This is a genomic window from Faecalibacterium intestinale, assembly GCF_040096575.1.
In the GTDB taxonomy this organism is placed as follows: Bacteria; Bacillota; Clostridia; order Oscillospirales; family Ruminococcaceae; genus Faecalibacterium; species Faecalibacterium intestinale.
This window is the reverse complement of the sequence record NZ_JBBMEN010000006.1, coordinates 35,362-53,561: the sequence shown is the minus strand read 5'-3', so window position 1 is coordinate 53,561 and position 18,200 is coordinate 35,362. Positions and strand designations below refer to the sequence as shown.

Here is an 18,200-nt window from a genome sequence, read left to right as displayed (position 1 = left end):
GAGAATGCGGGGTGCAAACATTGAAACACAAAGGAATTGCGGTGCTGCTGACGGGAATTATGCTGGCGGCGCTGCTGCTGGCGGGCTGCACGTCTGCCGACACTGCCCGGCGGATGCGCATGGGCGTAGCCGGAGAGGGCGGCGTATACCACGCCTTTGGCGAGGGCTTTGCGGCGCTGGAAAATGACAGCGGGAATGGCGCTGTGGAACTGAAGAATACCGCCGGGTCTGCGGCAAACCTGCGTCTGCTGATGGGGGATTACCTGCAGTTGGCGGTGGCACAGGCAGACCTTGTGCAGGATGCCTACGAGCAGAGCGGCATTTTTCAGGATGAGGAGATGGAAAACAAATTCTGTGCGGTCGCTGCACTGTATACCGAGGCCTGTCAGGTGATCGTGCGGGCGGATTCTGATATCCAGTCCGTAGAAGAATTGCAGGGTAAAACGGTGAGTATCGGTGCAGAGGAGTCCGGTTCGGAGCAGAACGCATGGCAGATCCTGTCTGCCTACGGTCTGAACGAAAAACTGGTAGAGACCATCAACCTGAATTACGAGGATGCCGCTGCGCAGCTGAAAGCTGGCAGGATCGATGCCATGTTCATCACGGCCGGTGCGCCCAGTGCGGTGGTGACCGCGCTGGCGGAGGACTGCGGCATCCGGCTGCTGTGTGTGGACGGTGCGGCTGCAAAGCGTCTGCAGGACAGCTGCAGCAGCTACAGCGTGTGCACCATTCCGGCGGGCACTTACCCCGGACAGGAAGAGGAAGTGCAGACGGTAGGCGTAAAAGCGGTGCTGCTGGCCAGCGCGGCGCTGCCGGAAAAGCAGGTGGAGCAGCTGACAAAGCTGTTGTTCGACGGGCGCGAAAACCTGAGCACGCAGCTGGGTATCCGGCTGGATACCGAAGCCGAAGCGACCGAGGGCGTGGGCATCCCGTTCCACAAGGGAGCTGCCGCCTACTATAAGACGGCAGACATCACGGTGGCATCCTGAATGCTGCCGGGAAACAGAGGGAAAGAAAGACGATATGAAAATAGAACTGGATATGTATCAGACACTGGCACTTTCGGTGCTGGTGCTGCTGCTGGGCAAATTTTTGCGGGAGCGGGTGCGGGTGCTGGAAAAATTCTGCATCCCGGCTCCGGTCATCGGCGGCGTGCTGTTCGCCATTTTTACCTGTGTGTGCTACGTTACCGGCGTGGCAGAATTCGCCTTTGACGACATCCTCAAGGAGGTCTGCATGGTGATGTTCTTCACCTCAGTAGGCTTTCAGGCAAACCTGAAGGTGCTGAAAAGCGGCGGCAGGGCGATGATCGTATTTCTGGGCGTGGTCATTGTGCTGATCGTCAGCCAGAACTTTATTGCAGTGGGGCTGGCAAGCCTGCTGCAGGTGGACCCGCTGGTGGGGCTGTGCACCGGCTCCATTCCCATGGTGGGCGGCCACGGCACGGCGGGTGCCTTCGGCCCGGTGCTGGAGGATTTTGGCATCCGGGGCGCAACCACCCTGTGCACCGCCGCCGCCACCTATGGACTGATCGCGGGCAGCATGATGGGCGGTCCTATCGGCAAAATGCTTATTGAGCGGCACCATCTGCTGGACACTGCGGTGACAGAGGATGACAGCCTGCTGGTGGAGGAGGAGATCAAGCACGAGCGGCACAGTATGTACCCTGCGGCCAGCTTTCAGCTGATCCTTGCCATGGGCATCGGCACAGTGCTTTCCAAGCTGCTGTCCCTGACCGGGATGACCTTCCCCATCTATATCGGTGCTATGATCGCGGCGGCCATCATCCGCAACGTGGGCGAGTACGGCGGCGGCTACACCGTATATATGGGCGAGATCAACGATATCGGCGGTATCTGCCTGTCGCTGTTCTTAGGCATGGCAATGATCACCCTGAAGATCTGGCAGCTGGCAGAGCTGGCGCTGCCGCTGGTCATCCTGCTGGCAGGGCAGACGCTGTTCATGATCGTGTATGTCATTGTGGTGGCGTATAACGTGATGGGAAGGGACTACGATGCGGCGGTCATCGTTTCGGGTCTGTGCGGCTTCGGCATGGGTGCTACTCCCAATGCCATGGCCAATATGCAGGCTGTGTGCGACAGGTATGCACCTTCCGTCAAGGCATATCTGCTGATCCCGCTGGTGGGCAGCCTGTTTGCGGACTTCCTGAACAGTCTGGTCATTACGGTATTTATCAACTTTATCTGAGACGTCCGGTGTGCGCACGGAGGGAGAAAATCCTCCGTGCCGGAAAGGAGAAAAAGGCTATGGCCATCCATCAGCGGCTGAAAAACTGGTTCCGGCAGAAGAGCCGGAGCAGAAAGAACGGACAGGAAGAAACGGTGGCAGTGCCGGAGGTGCACACCGGCAAGGTGCGGCACGAAGCGGCGGACAGCACCCCGGAGGCAGACTGTCCCATCCATTACGACAATGTAGCCATCCCGGAGATCCATATTCATTCGCGGAAAAAATAAGGATACAAGAGCGCACAACAGCCGGGCCTGCGGGTCAGGCTGTTGTGCTTTTTTGCGCTTTCTCCTCCCCAACAAAAACACCCCCTGCAGTCTGTACGGGCAGACCGCAGGGGGGCTTGGCTTTTTTAGACGCTCAGGGAATTAAAGGCACACGTACTTGAGGATGAACAGCACGGTGAGCACATACATCAGCGGGCTGATCTTCTTCTCCTTGGCCTTGCCGGTGACCACGTTGATGATGGTCCAGGAGATGATGCCGATGGCGATACCCTCGGAGATGCTGTAAGCAGTGGGCATAGCCAGAATGGTCAGGAAGGCGGGGATGCCCTCGCTGGGATCGTTGAAGTCGATCTTGACGGCAGAGCCCATCATGTAGAAGCCCACGATGATCAGAGCCGGAGCGGTAGCAAAGCTGGGGATGGTGAGGAACAGCGGGCTGAAGATGGTAGCCAGCAGGAACAGCACGCCGGTGGTCATAGCGGTCAGACCGGTGCGGCCGCCCTCGGTAACGCCGGAGGCGCTCTCCACGAAGGTGGTGGTGGTGGAAGTGCCCAGCACAGCGCCCACGCAGGTGCCGATGGAGTCTGCCATCAGTGCGCCCTTGATGTTGGGCAGACGGCCGTCCTCGTCCAGCATATCAGCCTTGGAGGCCACGCCGATCAGGGTGCCCAGCGTGTCGAACAGGTCCACGAACAGGAAAGAGAACATCACGGCGAAGAAGTTCAGCAGGCCGACACCGGAGAAGTCGGTCTTGAACACCTGACCAAAGGTCTCGCCCAATGCCGAAAAGTCGAAGCTGACAAAGGCGGTGGGGATGACGGAGTACATACCGGCTTCCACATCGGGGACGTAGATACCGGTCAGCTCGCACACGATGCCCAGCAGCCAGGTGATCAGGATGCCGTACAGGATGCCGCCCTTGACCTTTTTGACCAGCAGGATGGCGGTGATGACCACGCCCAGCAGAGCCAGAATAGCGCCCACGCCCACGCTGTGGAAGGTTGCGCCCTTGAAGTGCTGGTAGGTGACCAGCGTAGAATCGCTGTTGACGATCAGCTTGGCGTTCTGCAGACCGACAAAGGCCACGAACAGGCCGATACCCACGCTGACGGCGCTCTTCAGGGTCATGGGAATGGCGTTGAAGATGCCCTCGCGTACATTGGTCAGGGACAGTGCGATGAAGATGACGCCCTCAACAAAGACTGCCATCAGCGCCAGCTGCCAGCTGTAGCCCATGGTCAGCACGACCGTGTAGGCAAAGTAGGCGTTCAGGCCCATGCCGGGAGCCAGTGCAAAGGGGTAGTTGGCCAGCACAGCCATCAGTGCGGTGGCAATGAAAGATGCCAGCGCGGTGGCGATCAGCACAGCCTTGGAATCCATGCCCGCTGCGGACAGGATGTTGGGGTTGACGGCAAGGATGTAAGCCATGGTCATGAAGGTGGTGATACCAGCCATGATCTCGGTCTTTACATCGGTGTGGTTTTCTTTCAGGTGAAAGAACTTTTCTAACATGAGAAACCTCCTGCTTCCAATAAAACACTCCGCCGGTTGCGGACGGCGGAGAAAGAACAGTTTCCATTCTATCAGCTGAAAACGTTTTTGTCCACATCAGAAACACATAAATTTCGCAATTTGTTCAAATTTTCTTAAATAAGTATGACTTATATGACAAAAAATCTGGCATTTTTTAGTAATTTGGACGGAATGCGGGCAATTTGTGCAGAAAAAGTGTGTGTGGGAAAAAGTAGTTCCGAAACACCCGCAGGGTGTTTCGGAACTACAAATAAAATATTTTTTACAAATGACCGGCGCTTACAGCGTCTCTACCCGGTCGAACAGATCCTTTGCCGCTTCCACGGCGTCTTTGCTGCCAAAAGCGACCCGCACGCCGCCGGACAACGCGTCAGACAGGGCAGCGGCCTGTGCTTTGAGCAGGGCGGCGTCCACGCTGCACAGCGCCTTGCGGTCGGCGGTGCGCATCTCGTCCGTGATGCCGCAGAAGTACCGGTGGTCCAGTTCCCGGGCGGCGGCACGCGCCTTGCGGGGCGTATCCAGCTTGGCAGCAGTGCCCACGATGAACTCGTCCAGGTCCCGGGCGGTGTAGTCCCGGGCGGCAAGGGCGGCAGGGGCGGCGGCAAAGGTATCGTAGCTTTCCCGCAGGTGGGGATCCCGGTAGGTGTACAAAAACTCGATGCCGTCGGCACAGAGCATTCCGGTGCCGTAGGCACCGCCTACCTCCCGGATGGTGTGCCACAGGTACTCGTAGCTCATCACCCGCGCCAGCACCCGGCGGCGGCTGTCCCGGGGCATGGGCCAAGCCAGCACATCGTAGTTCACGCCGCCGTCAATGATAAAGGCTTCGTTCACCGGGGGCGTCAGGGGCTGGGTGTAGGGCTGCGCCGGGGTGCGCCGGGCAGCGGCAAAGCGGCTTTCCGGCAGCAGGGTGCGCAGCTTTTCCAGTGCGTCCTCGGTGCCGTGCAGGCTGACGGTCAGGGCAGCGTTTTGCAGCACCCGGCTGCGCACAGCATCCAGCTTTGCGCCCAGTGCCGCCCAGTCGGCCTTTTCCAGCAGACCGCACAGGAAGTGATAATAGCTCACGCCGGTGCAGGCTTCGTCCGCAGCGCCCTCTACATAATAATGGGCGCGGGCACGGGTGGAAGCGAACTCGTTGCCCTGCTGGATGAACAGCTGCTCCATGCGCAGCTTCAGCTGACTGACCACCCGGGCATAGGCGGCTTCGGCGGCAGCGCCGGTAAGGACGGTGTCGTACAGCCACTCGCCGCCGATCTCCACCGCCTTTTCCAAGCTGCGCTCCAGCAGGCTCAGGCAGAGGGAAAGCTTCGCATGGCAGGGACTGCCCTCCTGCCGCCCTGTCCAGAGATCCAGCTGGGCGCGGCTGTCGCCCAGCCATGTGCTGCGCAGGGTGTTCAGCTGCTGGGCGGTGTGGGCGGGGGTGTCCAGCTCGTCCAGTACATCGGTGAGCAGGTTCAGATATTGCAGTTCCTCCGGGGTGATGCTGCCCAGATCATAGTAGAAATTCAGGTACAAGCTGCCGGCAGAGGGGTGACGCAGCAGGGTGGCACCGGCCAGCTGTTCGGCGCTGCCCTGCGGGGCGGTATCGCCCGCGCCAAGGTCGGCGGCGGTGAGGGGGTGCTCCAGCACCAGCTTGCCATCGGTGCGTGCCGGGGCGGCGGCTTCCCCGGTTTTGGGTGCGGTGGGAATTTGCACCACCTGCACCGGGGCGGGGGCAAACAGCTCCCGCAGCAGGGTGTCGAACCAGCCCTCTTCCAGCTTATTGCGCAGGGCGGCGAAGAGCTTGTCCGTGTGCAGCAGCAGGGCGGCATCGCCGGTATGCAGCCAGCCGGTGGCGGCGTTGATGGCGTCCAGCACACCGTCCGGCAGGCTGCCCGGGCGCTCCAGCGAAGCAAACTCGGCCTCGTTCAAAGCGGCCAGCAGCAGGTCGTGAGGAATGCCGGTCTTTAGCAGCTCGTCCACGGTCTTGCGCACAGCGGGGGCAAACTTGCGGGCAGAATCCACCGTAGCACCGCGCAGCAGCAGCTCCAAGGTGGGCTGCAGGGTGCTGTCGTCAAAGCCGATGTCGATATCTGCGCCCAGCTGCTCGGCCAGCAGCGCGGCCTTGAGGGGGGAGCTGTTAGTGCTCAGCAGCGCACCCAGCAGAATCTCCACACCCAGCTGCCGCTCCCGGTCGGCAAAGGCGCCGGTGTACCATGCCAGTGCGCACTGCACCTCGTCCGGCTTGGGCTGGTCGGTGTAGTAGGGCAGCTCCACGAATGCGCCGGGCTGCTCGTCCTGCATGGTCAGGCGGGGACGGGCAGCGGCCTTGGGCATCTTGGACAAGTAGTCCTGATCCAGCCGCGCCAGCTTGTCGGCCATATCCATCTTGCCGTACAGGGTGATGCAGCAGTTGTCGGCGCTGTAATGGCGGCGGTACACCCGCTGGTATTTCTCGTAGGTCAGGGCGGGGATGGACGCCGGGTCGCCGCCGGACACAAAGCCGTAGGCGGTATCCGGGAACATCGCCCGTTGCAGGGCGTTTTGCAGCTGAGCATCCGGGGAAGCCAGTGCACCCTGCATTTCATTGTAGACCACACCGCTGACCGTGCCGTCCGCGTCCCGGTGCCAGCCCTCCTGCTCGAACACGGCAGAGTCCACCATGGCCAGCGGGCAGAACACCGCGTTCAGGTAGACATCCATCAGGTTGCAGAAATCGGTCTCGTTGGGGGTGGCAAAGGGGTAGACCGTCTTATCCGGGAAGGTCATCGCATTGAGGAAGGAAGCCATGCTGCTTTTGAGCAGCTGCACAAAGGGGGAACTGACCGGGTATTTTTCGCTGCCCGCCAGCACGGAGTGCTCCAGAATGTGGAACACGCCGGTGTCATCGGAGGGGAAGGTGCCGAAGCCGATACCGAAGGCCTTGTTGACGTCCTCATTTTCCACCAGCAGCACGGCTGCGCCGCTGACGTCATGGGTGAGCAGGGTCAAAGTACCGTGCTGCTCGGGGCAGTCCTCGGTGCGCAGGACGGTATAACCGGGATAGTGTGCCATTTTTATTCTCCTTTACGGGATATTTTTCACAGAGGATACACCTGCGGCTCAGCCGCCGAACAGGCCGAAAAAGCTGGTGTGGGTCACGCCCAGCACAAGGAAAAGAGCAATCAGGGCGAACAGCACGCCGATGATGATATCCATCTGGTGCACCGTGAGCGGAAATTTATCGTAAAGCTTTTCCTTGGGGTTTACAAAGTCCTTGTTGCCGTTGTCCAGCAGGCGCTTTTTGCCCTGCTCAAAATCGGCCTTCTGCGCCTGCAATTCAGCCTGCTGGCGGGCAAGTTCTGCCTCGCGGGCGGCCAGTGCGGCCTCGCGGCGTTCAAGCTCGGTCTGGGTATCCGGGGTGGGCTGTGCCATGGAAAGTCCCTCCTGTAAGCATAAGATGTTTTCCTTATGATACCACAAAAATGTGGACAAAAAAAGCACCCGCAGTGCAAAGACTGCGGGTGCAAAGGGGGATGATGAGGAGATTACTTCTTAGCCAGATACTTGCGGATATCAATGGCGACAGCCACGATAATGACAAGGCCCTGAACGATGTAGGTGTAGGAGGAGTTGACGTTCATGAACTGCAGAGCGACCTTCATCAGCTCAAAGACCAGAACGCCGACCAGAACGCCGGGAACAGTACCAACGCCGCCGGTGGTGGAAACACCGCCGATGGTGCAGGCTGCGATGGCGTCCAGCTCATAGCCCATTGCAGTGTTGACGGATGCGCCGCCGGACTTTGCAGCCAGCAGGCAGCCTGCCAGACCGAACATACAGGAGGCCAGGATGTAGATGCGGATCTTGGTAGCGTGCACGTTGACACCGGCCACCTCAGCAGCAGCTTCGTTGCCGCCGATGGCGTACATATACTTGCCGTGACGGGTCTTGTTGTACAGGAACCAGAAGCAGACAGCCACGATCAGAGCGATCCAGATCAGCACGGGGACCTTCAGGATGGTGTTGGAGGCCAGAGAGGTGAAGTTTTTGTTCAAAGAGCCGATGGGGGTACCGCCGGTGTACACAAGGCAGATACCGTAGACCACCTGCTGCATACCCAAGGTAGCAATGAAGGGCTGCACCTTCAAGTAGCTGACCACCAGTCCGTTGCACAGACCCACGATGGCGCAGATGGCAATGACCAGAATGAACACCACGGGGGTGGACAGGGTGGGCATATTGGGGTAGAACTTGCCGGAAGCGCCTTCGGTCTGCGCAAAAATGCAGGCAAGGCAGGCGGCAAAACCAGCCAGACGGCCAGCGGACAGGTCGTTACCGGTGGTGATCAGGCAGCCGGAAATGCCCAGCGCGATGATGTAGCGGATGGACACGTTCTTGAACAGGTTGATCATGTTGGTGCCGGAGAAGAAGTTGGGGTGAATGATGCCAACGATCAGAGTGATGGCCAGCATCATCATGATAATGGCGTTGTTGCTGAGCCACTTGCCCACAGCCTTGCCATTCAATTTTTTGGTAGCTTCCACGATAGACAGCCTCCTTAATTACTGATTTGCCGCAGCTGCGTCAGGTGCGGTCTCGAACTGGGTAGCCAGCGCCATGATGTTCTCCTGCGTGGCATCCTTACCGTTGATAAAGCCGGTGATACGGCCATCGCACATGACCATGACACGGTTGGACATACCGATGATCTCGCTCATTTCAGAGGAGATCATGATAATGCTCTTGCCCTGCTTGGCCAGATCGGCGATGATGCAGTAAATTTCATACTTTGCACCGACGTCGATGCCGCGGGTAGGCTCGTCCAGAATGAGCACATCGGGGTTGTTGGCAAGCCAGCGGGCGATCAGCACCTTCTGCTGGTTGCCGCCGGAAAGGCTCTTGATCTGGGTCTTGGGGCTGGGTACCTTGATGGCCATCTTTTCCTTGTTGGTAGCCACCAGATCGAGGATCTTTTTGTTGTCCAGCATGATGGGGCCCTTGCGCAGGGCGTCCAGAGAAGCGATGGAGATATTATCGGCAACGCTCAGCACGCCCAGAATGCCGGTAGCACGGCGGTCCTCGGTCAGCAGAGCAACGCTCTTCTGGATGGCATCGCGGGGCTGCTTGATGGTAACTTCCTCGCCCTTGATCCACACCTTACCGGAGGTATGGGCACGCAGGCCGAAGATGCCTTCCATCAGCTCGGTGCGCTGTGCGCCCACCAGACCGGCAACGCCCAGAATTTCGCCCTTTTTCAGCTCAAAGCTGCAATGGCGGAAGGAACGGGGATGGATGGAGGTGAAGTCCTCCACCTTCATCATGACCTCGTCCGAGGGCACGTTCTCCAGCGGGGGGAACAGGTTGGACAGCTCACGGCCGACCATCTTTGCAATGATCTCTTCCTTGGTCATGTTGGCAACGTCCCACTTGCCGATGTACTGGCCATCGCGCATGATGGTGACTTCGTCCGCAATCACCTTGATCTCGTCCATCTTGTGGCTGATGTAGACCAGAGCAACGCCCTGCTCCTTCAGATCCCGCATGATGCGGAACAGGCTCTCGACCTCGTTCGCGGTCAGAGAAGAGGTGGGCTCGTCCAAAATCAGCACCTTACAGTTGGCGGAAACGGCCTTGGCGATTTCCACCATCTGCATCTGGGCGATGCTCAAAGAGCCCAGCTTTGCATGGGGGTCGATGTCCAGCTTCAGTTTCTTCAGCAGTTCATCGGTATCTTTGTACATTTTGGCATGGTCCACAACAGTGACGATGCCGTATTTCTTGGTGGGGTAGCGTCCCAGCCAGATATTCTCGGCCACGGTACGGGCCGGAATGGGCTGCAGTTCCTGATGCACCATGGCGATGCCACGGTCCAGTGCATCCAGCGGGGTGGGGATGGTTACCTTCTGCCCCTCGTATTCGATCTCGCCCTCGTCCATCTTGTAAATGCCGAACATACATTTCATCAGAGTGGACTTACCGGCGCCGTTTTCGCCCATCAGAGCCATGACTTTGCCGGGACGGAGCTCCAGCTGTGCATGATCCAGGGCTTTGACACCGGGGAAGGTCTTGACCACGCCTTTCATTACCAGACGGTATTCTGACATTCCGCAAAAGCCTCCTTTTTGGTTGTTTACAGGCGGGCAGTTTTTTTTCTAAAATAAGGCGCGTGCGTGGAGACGTTTTCTCGCACGCACGCGCTTTTTAGCTTACATTCAAGCCGTTAAGGCCTGCTGCGCACCTTGCATTGGTTCCGGGAAACTTTAGTCTTCCTTCAGGTACTGAGAAGCGTTGTCCTTGGTGACCTTGACGTAGTCGACCCAGTAGTACTTCTCGACATCCTTGCCCTCAACGAACAGCTTGGTAGCCTCGGCAGCCTTGGTAGCCTGGCCCACGTCGTCGTTCAGAACGGTACCGGTCATGTTGCCGTCCACAACGTTCTGGACAGCCTCTACCAGAGCATCGACGCCGACCAAATAGATGTCCTTGCCGACGGTGCGGTTTGCCTGCTGGATGGACTGCAGAGCGCCCAGTGCCATTGCGTCGTTGTTGCAGAAGACGACTTCGATCTTATCGCCGTACTGAGACAGAGCGTTTGCAACGTCCTGCTGAGCGGTGGTCTGATCCCAGTTGTCCAGGTACTCGTACAGGCACTCGACTTCCTTGCCTTTATCGGTCAGAGCCTTGATGGAGTACTCGGTGCGGTACTGAGCGTCGATGTTCTCGGGGTCGCCCTTGCACATAATGTAGGTGATCTTGCCGTCACCGTTGATATCGCCCTGAGTCTCGGTCTCCAGGATCAGCTCGCCCTGATAAGTACCGGACTGACGTGCGTCAGCACCAACGTAGCAGCACTTGCCCTTGTAGGAATCCAGCACGCTCTCCTCGGGCTCACGGTTAATGAACACGATGGGGGTGCCGGAGGGAGAAACGGTGTCAACGATGGTCTGAGCGGAAGTGGTCTGGACAGGGTTGATGACCAGCACGTCCACGCCCTGCTGCAGGAAGGTGTTGATCTGCTCGGTCTGGGTGTTCTGGTCGTTCTTGCCGTCCATGATGGTGACGGAGTAGCCCATGTCCTTCAGGTAGCCTTCCAGATCGGAGCGGTACAGGGTCATGAAGTTATCAGCAAACTGATAGATGCAAACGCCGATGTTGGCGGAGCCGTTGGTAGCAGCGGCAGAAGCAGCGGTGGAAGAAGCAACGCTGGAAGCAGCGGTGCTGGTGGAGGAAGAGCCGCCGCAAGCGGTCATAGCAGCGGTAGCGCCCACAACAGCGGAAGCCTTCAGGAAGTCGCGACGAGAAATCATTTTCATAATAGTAATCTCCTTCATTTGTGTGTCACAGCATATTCACAGACGCATTTGTCGCATACGTCCGTAATCCCTGACAGTATTATACCCTTGTATGGGGGTGTTCCGCAAGAGAATAAGTTCACAAGATTGGTGCAAATGTTTTGTTACGTTTCTACAAAAGCGGACCAAAGGTTACAAAATCTTTTCACGAATTATCGCAATTTTTCATACCGTTGCAACCAACATACAAATATGATGCAGGTATGTAAAAAAACGCCCTTCAACATGACGGAATGTTGCATGGTTGCTAAAAAACCGCGAAAAGGGGCGATACATTTCTTGAAAGATATTTTCAGGGATACTACGCAGCGGAAAGAAAACGCCTTTTATACAGCCTTTCCTAGCGAGAAAAACAACACAGGTCGAGAAAAGCTCTGCTCCCCGGGTGGGGGTGGTGCTGCGACCTTGGGGTACGGCGCCGCTGTACCTTTATAGTGATAGGGCGTGCGGGACGCAGCGAACGTTTTTGTGGGAGGTGTCCGAAATACAAGCGGACGTTTTTTGCGTGCCGCACCAGCCGGGAAAATAAATCTGACGCAGCTGCGTTGTGCCTTGAAAATATAAAATATACTATCTGGATAATACTTACATGAAAATACCCGATGACCCCGCAAAAGTGCACACTGTCGGGTGCGGCGGGCGGGTGATATCCTGTGTACAGAGCCCGGGACACCGGACGAAAGGAGGAAGAACATCATGGGGCAGACAAAGCCCGCCGCCGGGCTGAAGAGCCTGAACCGCGCCGCCGATACCCTGAGCACCCTGCTGGCGCAGGAGGTGAAGGAGCTGAATGAGCGGCAGAAGGCCGCCCGGAGGGAAAACACCCCCGACCCCGGGATGATGAAGGGGCTGAAGGAGGCTACCGCCGTGCTCAAGGATCTGGCGGGCGTGGTAAAGACCCTGAACGATCAGGGCACAGAGTTGGAAGGAACGGAGTGCGGCGTGGTGCTGCTGCCGCCGGTGGAACAGGAGGAAAAGGCATGAGCAGGACTGAGCGTGCAGTCATCGTGTGGAAGCCGCAGCCCCGGCAGCTGGAATTTATGCGCAGACCGGAACCGGAAGCGCTGTACGGCGGCGCGGCGGGCGGCGGCAAGAGCGATGCACTGCTGATCGAAGCGCTGCGGCAGGTGCACATCCCGCATTACCGGGCGCTGATCCTGCGCAAGACCTACCCGCAGCTTTCCGACCTTGTGGATAAGAGCCAAATGTATTACCGCCGGGCTTTCCCGGAGGCGCAGTACAACGCCACCTCCCATGTATGGGTGTTTCCCAGCGGGGCAAAGATCTGGTTTGGCTCTATGCAGTACACCAAGGACCGCACCAACTATCAGGGCAAAGCCTACGATTTTATCGGCTTTGACGAGCTGACCCACTTTGAGTGGGACGAGTACAGCTACATGATGAGCCGCAACCGCCCCACCGGGCCGGGCACCCGGGTGTATATGCGTGCTACCACCAACCCCGGCGGCATCGGCCACGGCTGGGTGAAGGCGCGGTTCATCACCCCCGCCCCGCCCGGCACGCCCATTGTGGAAACGGTCACGGTGCGCCTGCCGGACGGCACCGACCAGCAGATGGAGCGGGCGCGGGTGTTCATCCCGTCCAGCGTGTTCGATAACCCTGCCCTGCTGGCCAACGACCCCGGGTATCTGGCAAGCCTTGCCAGCCTGCCGGAAGCCGAAAAGCAGGCGCTGCTCTACGGCAGCTGGGACAGCTTTTCCGGGCAGGTGTTCACCGAATGGCGCAACGACCCGGCGCACTATCAGGACCAGCGCTGGACCCACGTCATCGCGCCCTTTGCCATCCCCAAGCACTGGCCCATCTGGCGCGGGTACGACTTCGGCTTTTCCAAGCCCTTTTCGGTGGGGTGGTATGCGGTGGACGAGGAGGGGCGGCTGTACCGCATCAAGGAGCTGTACGGCTGCACCGGACGCCCCAACGAGGGGCTGCGCATCGACCCGGTGGAGCAGGCAAAGCGCATCCGGGAAGCCGAGCAGAACGACCCGCTGCTGCGGGGCAGGGTGATCCACGGGGTGGCAGACCCCGCCATCTTTGACGAGAGCCGGGGCGAGAGCATTGCGGCCATGATGGAGCGCAGTCCGCATTTTTTGCGCTGGCAGCCCGGGGACCACACCCGGCTGGCAGGTAAGATGCAGTTTCACTACCGACTGCGGTTCGCGCCGGACGGGCGGCCGATGCTGCAGGTGTTCAGCAGCTGCAAGCACTTCATCCGCACCCTGCCGAACCTTGTGTACGACGAGAGCAATGTGGAGGATATCGACACCCGGCAGGAGGATCACATCTACGACGAGTGCCGCTATGTGCTGATGGAGCATCCCATCAGCCCGCCCGAGGCTTCTGCCGCGCCGCCAAGGCCGGACGACCCGCTGGAGCTGCACCGGCAGGCACGGTTCTACCGCATCTGAAAAAACAGGACAGAAAGGAAAGATTATGGAAGATACAAGAGCAGAAGCCCTGCCCATCGGCGCGGCAGAGGCGGCGGCTGCGCTGCAGACGCTGCAGCGCTACAAGGCGGGCAAGGCGGCGCTGGACAAGCGCCTGATCGATAACGAACTGTGGTTCCGCATGGGACACTGGAAAAACTATCGCGACCCGCTGATGCCCGGCAAGGCGCAGCCCTCCAGCGGATGGCTGTTCAACAGCATCGCCAACAAGCACGCCGATGCCATGGACAACTACCCCGAGCCCATGGTACTGCCCCGGGCGGCAGACGATCAGGCCACGGCGCAGGCGCTTTCCAGCGTGCTGCCGGTGGTGCTGGAACAGGCAGATTACGAGCAGGTGTACAGCGATGTCTGGTGGCGCAAGCTCAAGCAGGGCACTGGCGTTACCGGCATCTTCTGGGACCCGGCGGCGCGCGGCGGGCTGGGCGACATTGCGGTGCGCAGCGTCAACCTGCTCATGCTCTACTGGGAGCCGGGCGTGCAGGATATTCAGGACTCGCCGGACTTGTTCCACCTCAGCCTTGAGGACACCGCCCGGCTGACCGCGCAGTATCCGCAGCTGGCAGGGCACGCCGCCGGTGTGGTGGACGTGCCCCGGTACATCCACGAGGACGGCCAGACCACCGCCAACAAGAGCGTGGTGGTGGACTGGTACTATAAGCGCCCGGACGAGAACGGCAAATTGCGGCTGCACTACTGCAAGCTGTGCAACGGGGTGGTGCTGTATGCCAGCCAGAACGACCCGGCGCTGGCGGCGCGCGGGCTGTACGACCACGGCAAGTACCCCTTTGTGTTCGACCCGCTGTTCGTGGAGGAGGATTCTCCCGCCGGGTTTGGCTACATCGACGTGATGAAGGACTGCCAGAACGCCATTGACCGGATGAACCACGCCATGGACGAGAACGTGTTGCTGGCCTCCCGCCAGCGGTATGTGCTCAGCGATACCGCCGGTGTGAACGAAGAGGAGCTTGCCGACCTGAGCCGGGACATCGTGCACGTTGTGGGCCGATTGAACGACGACAGCTTTCGTCCGCTGCAAACGGCGGGCTTGCAGGGCAACAGCCTGAGCTACCGCAACAGCCGCATTGAGGAGCTGAAGGAGATCAGCGGCAACCGCGACCTGACGCAGGGCGGCACCAGCGGCGGCGTGACCGCCGCCAGCGCCATCGCCGCCTTGCAGGAGGCAGGCAGCAAGCTGAGCCGGGATATGCTCAAGAGCGCCTACCGCGCCTTTGCAAGGCAGTGCTACCTTATCATTGAGCTGATGCGGCAGTTCTACGACGAGCAGCGGGTGTTCCGCATCACCGGGCAGCGCGGCGAGAGCGAGTTCGTGCCCTTCTCGGCGCAGGGGCTGCGCGCAAAGCCCATGCCCGCCGTGGGCGGGGTGGAGCTGGGCAGCCGGGAGCCTGTCTTTGACATCGTGGTCAGCGCCGCCAAAAAGAGCACCTTCAGCCGCCTGTCCCAGAACGAGACCGCCAAGGAGTGCTATAAGCTGGGCTTCTTTGACCCCGCCAACGCGGACGCTGCCCTTGCGGCGCTGGAAATGATGGACTTTGAAGGGGTGGAAAAGGTGCGCGCCCGGGTGCGGCAGAACGGCACGCTGGCGCAGCAGCTGGTACAGCTGCAAGGGCAGATGGCAAGACTGTCTGCCGCTCTTGCGCAGCAGCCCGGCGGCACCCAAGCGGCGCAGGACACTGCCGGTCTGACGGCACAGCTGCCGGTGGCGGCGGCTGCCCGCGCCATGAACTGGAACGGAAAGGAGGTGAAGTGAGATGATCAAGGTATGTTACAGCGAGCTGGACGGCCCCGAGGGGCTGAGCCTGCGGCTGGAAGCCGCCGGCCACGCGGGCTATGCGCCCGCCGGGCAGGACATCGTATGCGCTGGCGCAAGCACCCTGATGCAGGCACTGGTGTACCTGCTGGCAGGGGAGGAAAACGCCCGCAGCGATGCATGGGACGAGCCGGAAGGCCCGCGCCTTGCTGTGGCAGCGCAGGCACCGGTAGCGCCGTGGGTGCAGGGCGCGTTTGAACTGGCCAAGGCGGGCTTTACTCTGCTGGCAGAGCGCTACCCGGACAACCTGCGCTTTGCGGATGTGAGCCGCAGCGGACAGCAGAGCATGATGGACTTGCAGCTGTTTGCGGAAGGTGAAGCCGCCCCCGCATTGAGCCCGGAGCAGAGCCGACAGGCAGTGGCTGCGGGCACCCTGAAGCCGGAAGCCCCCGCCGCGCAGCCGGAGGTGCCGCAGCAGACCCCGGCAGAGCCGAAGCCGCAGCCGGAAAAGCCCGCACAGCCGGAGCGTCCGGTGCTGCCACCTCTGCCGATGCCGGTGGAAAACACGGTGCGCGGCCTGCACGCCCGCTGGGCGGCAGAGGAAGCCGCCATGCGCCGCAGCCAGCCGGGCTTTGACCTGAAAGCAGAGCTGAAGAACCCGGAGATGCGCCGTCTGATGCAGCTGCCCGGGATGCGGGTGCAGGACGCCTACCGCCTTGCCCACTACGAGGATGCCATGCGTACCACGGCACAGACCGTGGAGCAGGGGGTGGTGGAACGGGTGCAGCAGCGCGCCGCGCGTCCGCTGGAAAACGGCCTGCGCCCCGGTGCTGCGGCTTCGGTACGGCCGGACGTAGCCGCTATGACCCGCGCCCAGCGGGAAGCCTTGGAGCGCCGTGTGCTGCACGGTGCACAGATCGAACTTTAACCTGACAGGAGAAAGGAAAAAACATGATGAATTTCAACATCCAGCTGTTTGCGGACGCGCAGACCAACACCACCGGCACCATGTCGGTGGAGATGAAGACCTTTTACGAGAAGCGCCTGATCGATCAGGCAGAGCCGCGCCTTGTGCACGACCAGTTTGCGGATTACTACCCCGTGCCCCAGAACGGCGGCAAGACCATCGAATTCCGCAAGTACGACAGCCTGCCCAAGGCCAGCACCCCGCTGACCGAGGGCGTTACCCCCAACGGTCAGGCCCTGAACGTGACCAGCATCACCAGCGACCTGCACCAGTACGGCGGCTGGACCCCGCTGACCGATGTGCTGCAGATGACCGCCATCGACAACAACGTGGTGCAGGCTACCCGCGTGCTGGCAAGTCAGGCCGGCCGCACCATGGACAGCATCACCCGCGATGTGCTGGCGGGCGGCACCAATGTCATCTACGCCCCCAAGCTTGGCGCAGACGGTGCCGAGACCGCCGTTACCAGCCGCAAGGCGCTGGACAAGAGCTGCACCCTGACCCCGAAGCTGTTCTTTCAGGCGGCGGCGCAGCTGGGTGCAATGAACGCCGACCCCATCGGTGACAGCTACGTTGCCATCATCCACCCCTATGCGGCCTACGACCTCAAGACCTGCAAGGAGTTCATGGAGGTGCACAAGTACGCCGACCCCGACACCATGTTCCGCGGCGAGATCGGCAAGCTGGGCAACATCCGCTTTATCGAGACCAGCGAGGCCAAGATCTGGAAGGACGATACCTGTCCGGCGGGTCTGGCAGTGTTCGGCACGCTGGTGCTGGGTGCCCATGCCTATGGCGTGACCGAGCTGGAGGGCGGCGGCCTTGAGCACATCGTCAAGCAGCTGGGCTACGGCGACGACCCGCTGAACCAGCGCGCCTCTGTGGGCTGGAAGGGTATGCGTGCCGCTGAGCGTCTGGTGGAGCAGTACATGGTGCGCATCGAGAGCGTGTCCAGCTACTCGGCCACCGCTGCCGCCAACTAAGGAGGTGCCCATGGCTGAAAAGAACGTGCGCATCCGGCTGTTCAAGGACAACAGCCGCTACAAGGGCGATCTGTTCGTCAGCGTCAACGGTGTGAATTACAAGATCCGCCGGGGCGTGGAGGTGGAGGTGCCGCCCGCTGTGGCCGAGGTGCTGGAACACAGCCAGCGTCAGGACGAGCTGACCGCTGCCCGCATTGCTGCTGCGGAGAACGCGGCACAGTAAAATCTGTAAAATCAACGCTGCCCGGCTGGGAGAAATGCCCCCGGCCGGGCTTTTTATAAAAAGGATGTGATGAAGATGACAGTAGGAGAAGCTTTGGAGCGTGCCGAGCAGCTGCGCCCGAACTGCCGCATTGAAACCGAGACCCGGCTGCAATGGCTGCGGGAGACGGACGCCCTGCTGCGCACAAAGCTGTTTGACCGCAGCGCCGCCGGGGCGTTTGACGCGGTGGGCGCAGACCGTCCGTGGGAGCAGCCGGTGCAGGACGACCAGCCGCTGCTGGCGCCGCCGCCCTTTGATGCACTGTACCCGCACCTGTTGTGTGCGCAGATGGACGCCGCCTTGGGCGAGACCGACCGCTACGCCGGAGAGCAGGCGCAGTACAACGCCCTGTATGCGGAACTGGCGGTCTGGCTGCGGCAGAACTACCCGCCCCGCAGCCGGGCGCAGTGGCGCTGGTAAGGAGGTGGGAAC

Annotated in this window: 16 protein-coding genes; 10 read left to right on the top strand and 6 right to left on the bottom strand. The window is 60.4% G+C overall.

Annotated elements, in window-relative coordinates:
- Positions 1-11: 11 nt before the first annotated feature.
- Genes WMO20_RS07035 through WMO20_RS07025 form a run of 3 tightly spaced genes read left to right on the top strand, consistent with a single transcriptional unit; the run spans position 12 to position 2,474 of the window.
- Positions 12-989: a TAXI family TRAP transporter solute-binding subunit gene (locus WMO20_RS07035; protein ID WP_349186243.1), complete on the top strand. Its 978-nt coding sequence runs from the start codon at positions 12-14 to the stop codon at positions 987-989.
- 34 nt (positions 990-1,023) lie between these two features.
- A complete protein-coding gene (gene gltS, locus WMO20_RS07030; protein WP_112090401.1) occupies positions 1,024-2,208 on the top strand; it encodes a sodium/glutamate symporter in 1,185 nt (394 codons plus the stop codon).
- 59 nt (positions 2,209-2,267) lie between these two features.
- Positions 2,268-2,474 carry a hypothetical protein gene (locus WMO20_RS07025; protein WP_316539392.1) on the top strand — a complete coding sequence of 69 codons (207 nt, stop codon included), beginning with the start codon at positions 2,268-2,270 and terminating at the stop codon, positions 2,472-2,474.
- A gap of 141 nt (positions 2,475-2,615) precedes the next feature.
- Here the strand turns inward: WMO20_RS07025 and WMO20_RS07020 are convergent, their stop codons facing one another.
- From WMO20_RS07020 to WMO20_RS06995, 6 genes are all read right to left on the bottom strand, one after another.
- The gene (locus WMO20_RS07020; protein WP_349186242.1) at positions 2,616-3,986 is read right to left on the bottom strand and encodes an NCS2 family permease; all 1,371 of its coding nucleotides are present in this window, start codon (positions 3,984-3,986) and stop codon (positions 2,616-2,618) included.
- A gap of 300 nt (positions 3,987-4,286) precedes the next feature.
- Entirely contained in the window at positions 4,287-7,040 is a 2,754-nt protein-coding gene (locus tag WMO20_RS07015) for an insulinase family protein (protein ID WP_349186241.1), read from the bottom strand.
- Between the two features lie 48 nt (positions 7,041-7,088).
- Entirely contained in the window at positions 7,089-7,400 is a 312-nt protein-coding gene (locus WMO20_RS07010; protein ID WP_055185601.1) for a hypothetical protein, read from the bottom strand.
- Between the two features lie 113 nt (positions 7,401-7,513).
- Positions 7,514-8,512 carry an ABC transporter permease subunit gene (locus WMO20_RS07005; protein ID WP_097778562.1) on the bottom strand — a complete coding sequence of 333 codons (999 nt, stop codon included), beginning with the start codon at positions 8,510-8,512 and terminating at the stop codon, positions 7,514-7,516.
- Between the two features lie 18 nt (positions 8,513-8,530).
- Positions 8,531-10,072: a sugar ABC transporter ATP-binding protein gene (locus WMO20_RS07000; protein ID WP_349186240.1), complete on the bottom strand. Its 1,542-nt coding sequence runs from the start codon at positions 10,070-10,072 to the stop codon at positions 8,531-8,533.
- A 156-nt stretch (positions 10,073-10,228) separates the two neighbouring features.
- Complete coding sequence (locus WMO20_RS06995) at positions 10,229-11,281, bottom strand: substrate-binding domain-containing protein (protein ID WP_349186239.1); 1,053 nt, start codon at positions 11,279-11,281, stop codon at positions 10,229-10,231.
- 735 nt (positions 11,282-12,016) lie between these two features.
- Here WMO20_RS06995 and WMO20_RS06990 point away from each other — a divergent pair.
- From WMO20_RS06990 to WMO20_RS06960, 7 genes are all read left to right on the top strand, one after another.
- Positions 12,017-12,304, top strand: a complete 288-nt coding sequence (locus WMO20_RS06990; RefSeq protein WP_112090406.1) for a chemotaxis protein — start codon at positions 12,017-12,019, stop codon at positions 12,302-12,304.
- Positions 12,301-13,746, top strand: a complete 1,446-nt coding sequence (locus tag WMO20_RS06985) for a terminase large subunit domain-containing protein (protein ID WP_349186238.1) — start codon at positions 12,301-12,303, stop codon at positions 13,744-13,746. The genes WMO20_RS06990 and WMO20_RS06985 overlap by 4 nt, the downstream gene beginning before the upstream one ends.
- Positions 13,747-13,771: 25 nt before the next feature.
- Positions 13,772-15,556, top strand: coding sequence for a portal protein (locus WMO20_RS06980; RefSeq protein WP_349186237.1), 1,785 nt, complete (start codon positions 13,772-13,774; stop codon positions 15,554-15,556).
- Position 15,557: 1 nt separating this feature from the next.
- Entirely contained in the window at positions 15,558-16,484 is a 927-nt protein-coding gene (locus WMO20_RS06975) for a ribosomal-processing cysteine protease Prp (protein ID WP_349186236.1), read from the top strand.
- 23 nt (positions 16,485-16,507) lie between these two features.
- Positions 16,508-17,506 carry a N4-gp56 family major capsid protein gene (locus WMO20_RS06970; protein WP_015536641.1) on the top strand — a complete coding sequence of 333 codons (999 nt, stop codon included), beginning with the start codon at positions 16,508-16,510 and terminating at the stop codon, positions 17,504-17,506.
- A gap of 10 nt (positions 17,507-17,516) precedes the next feature.
- Complete coding sequence (locus tag WMO20_RS06965; RefSeq protein WP_005927203.1) at positions 17,517-17,729, top strand: hypothetical protein; 213 nt, start codon at positions 17,517-17,519, stop codon at positions 17,727-17,729.
- Between the two features lie 75 nt (positions 17,730-17,804).
- Positions 17,805-18,188 (top strand): hypothetical protein, encoded by a 384-nt coding sequence (locus tag WMO20_RS06960; RefSeq protein ID WP_112090410.1) that lies wholly within the window; start codon positions 17,805-17,807, stop codon positions 18,186-18,188.
- Positions 18,189-18,200: the final 12 nt, after the last annotated feature.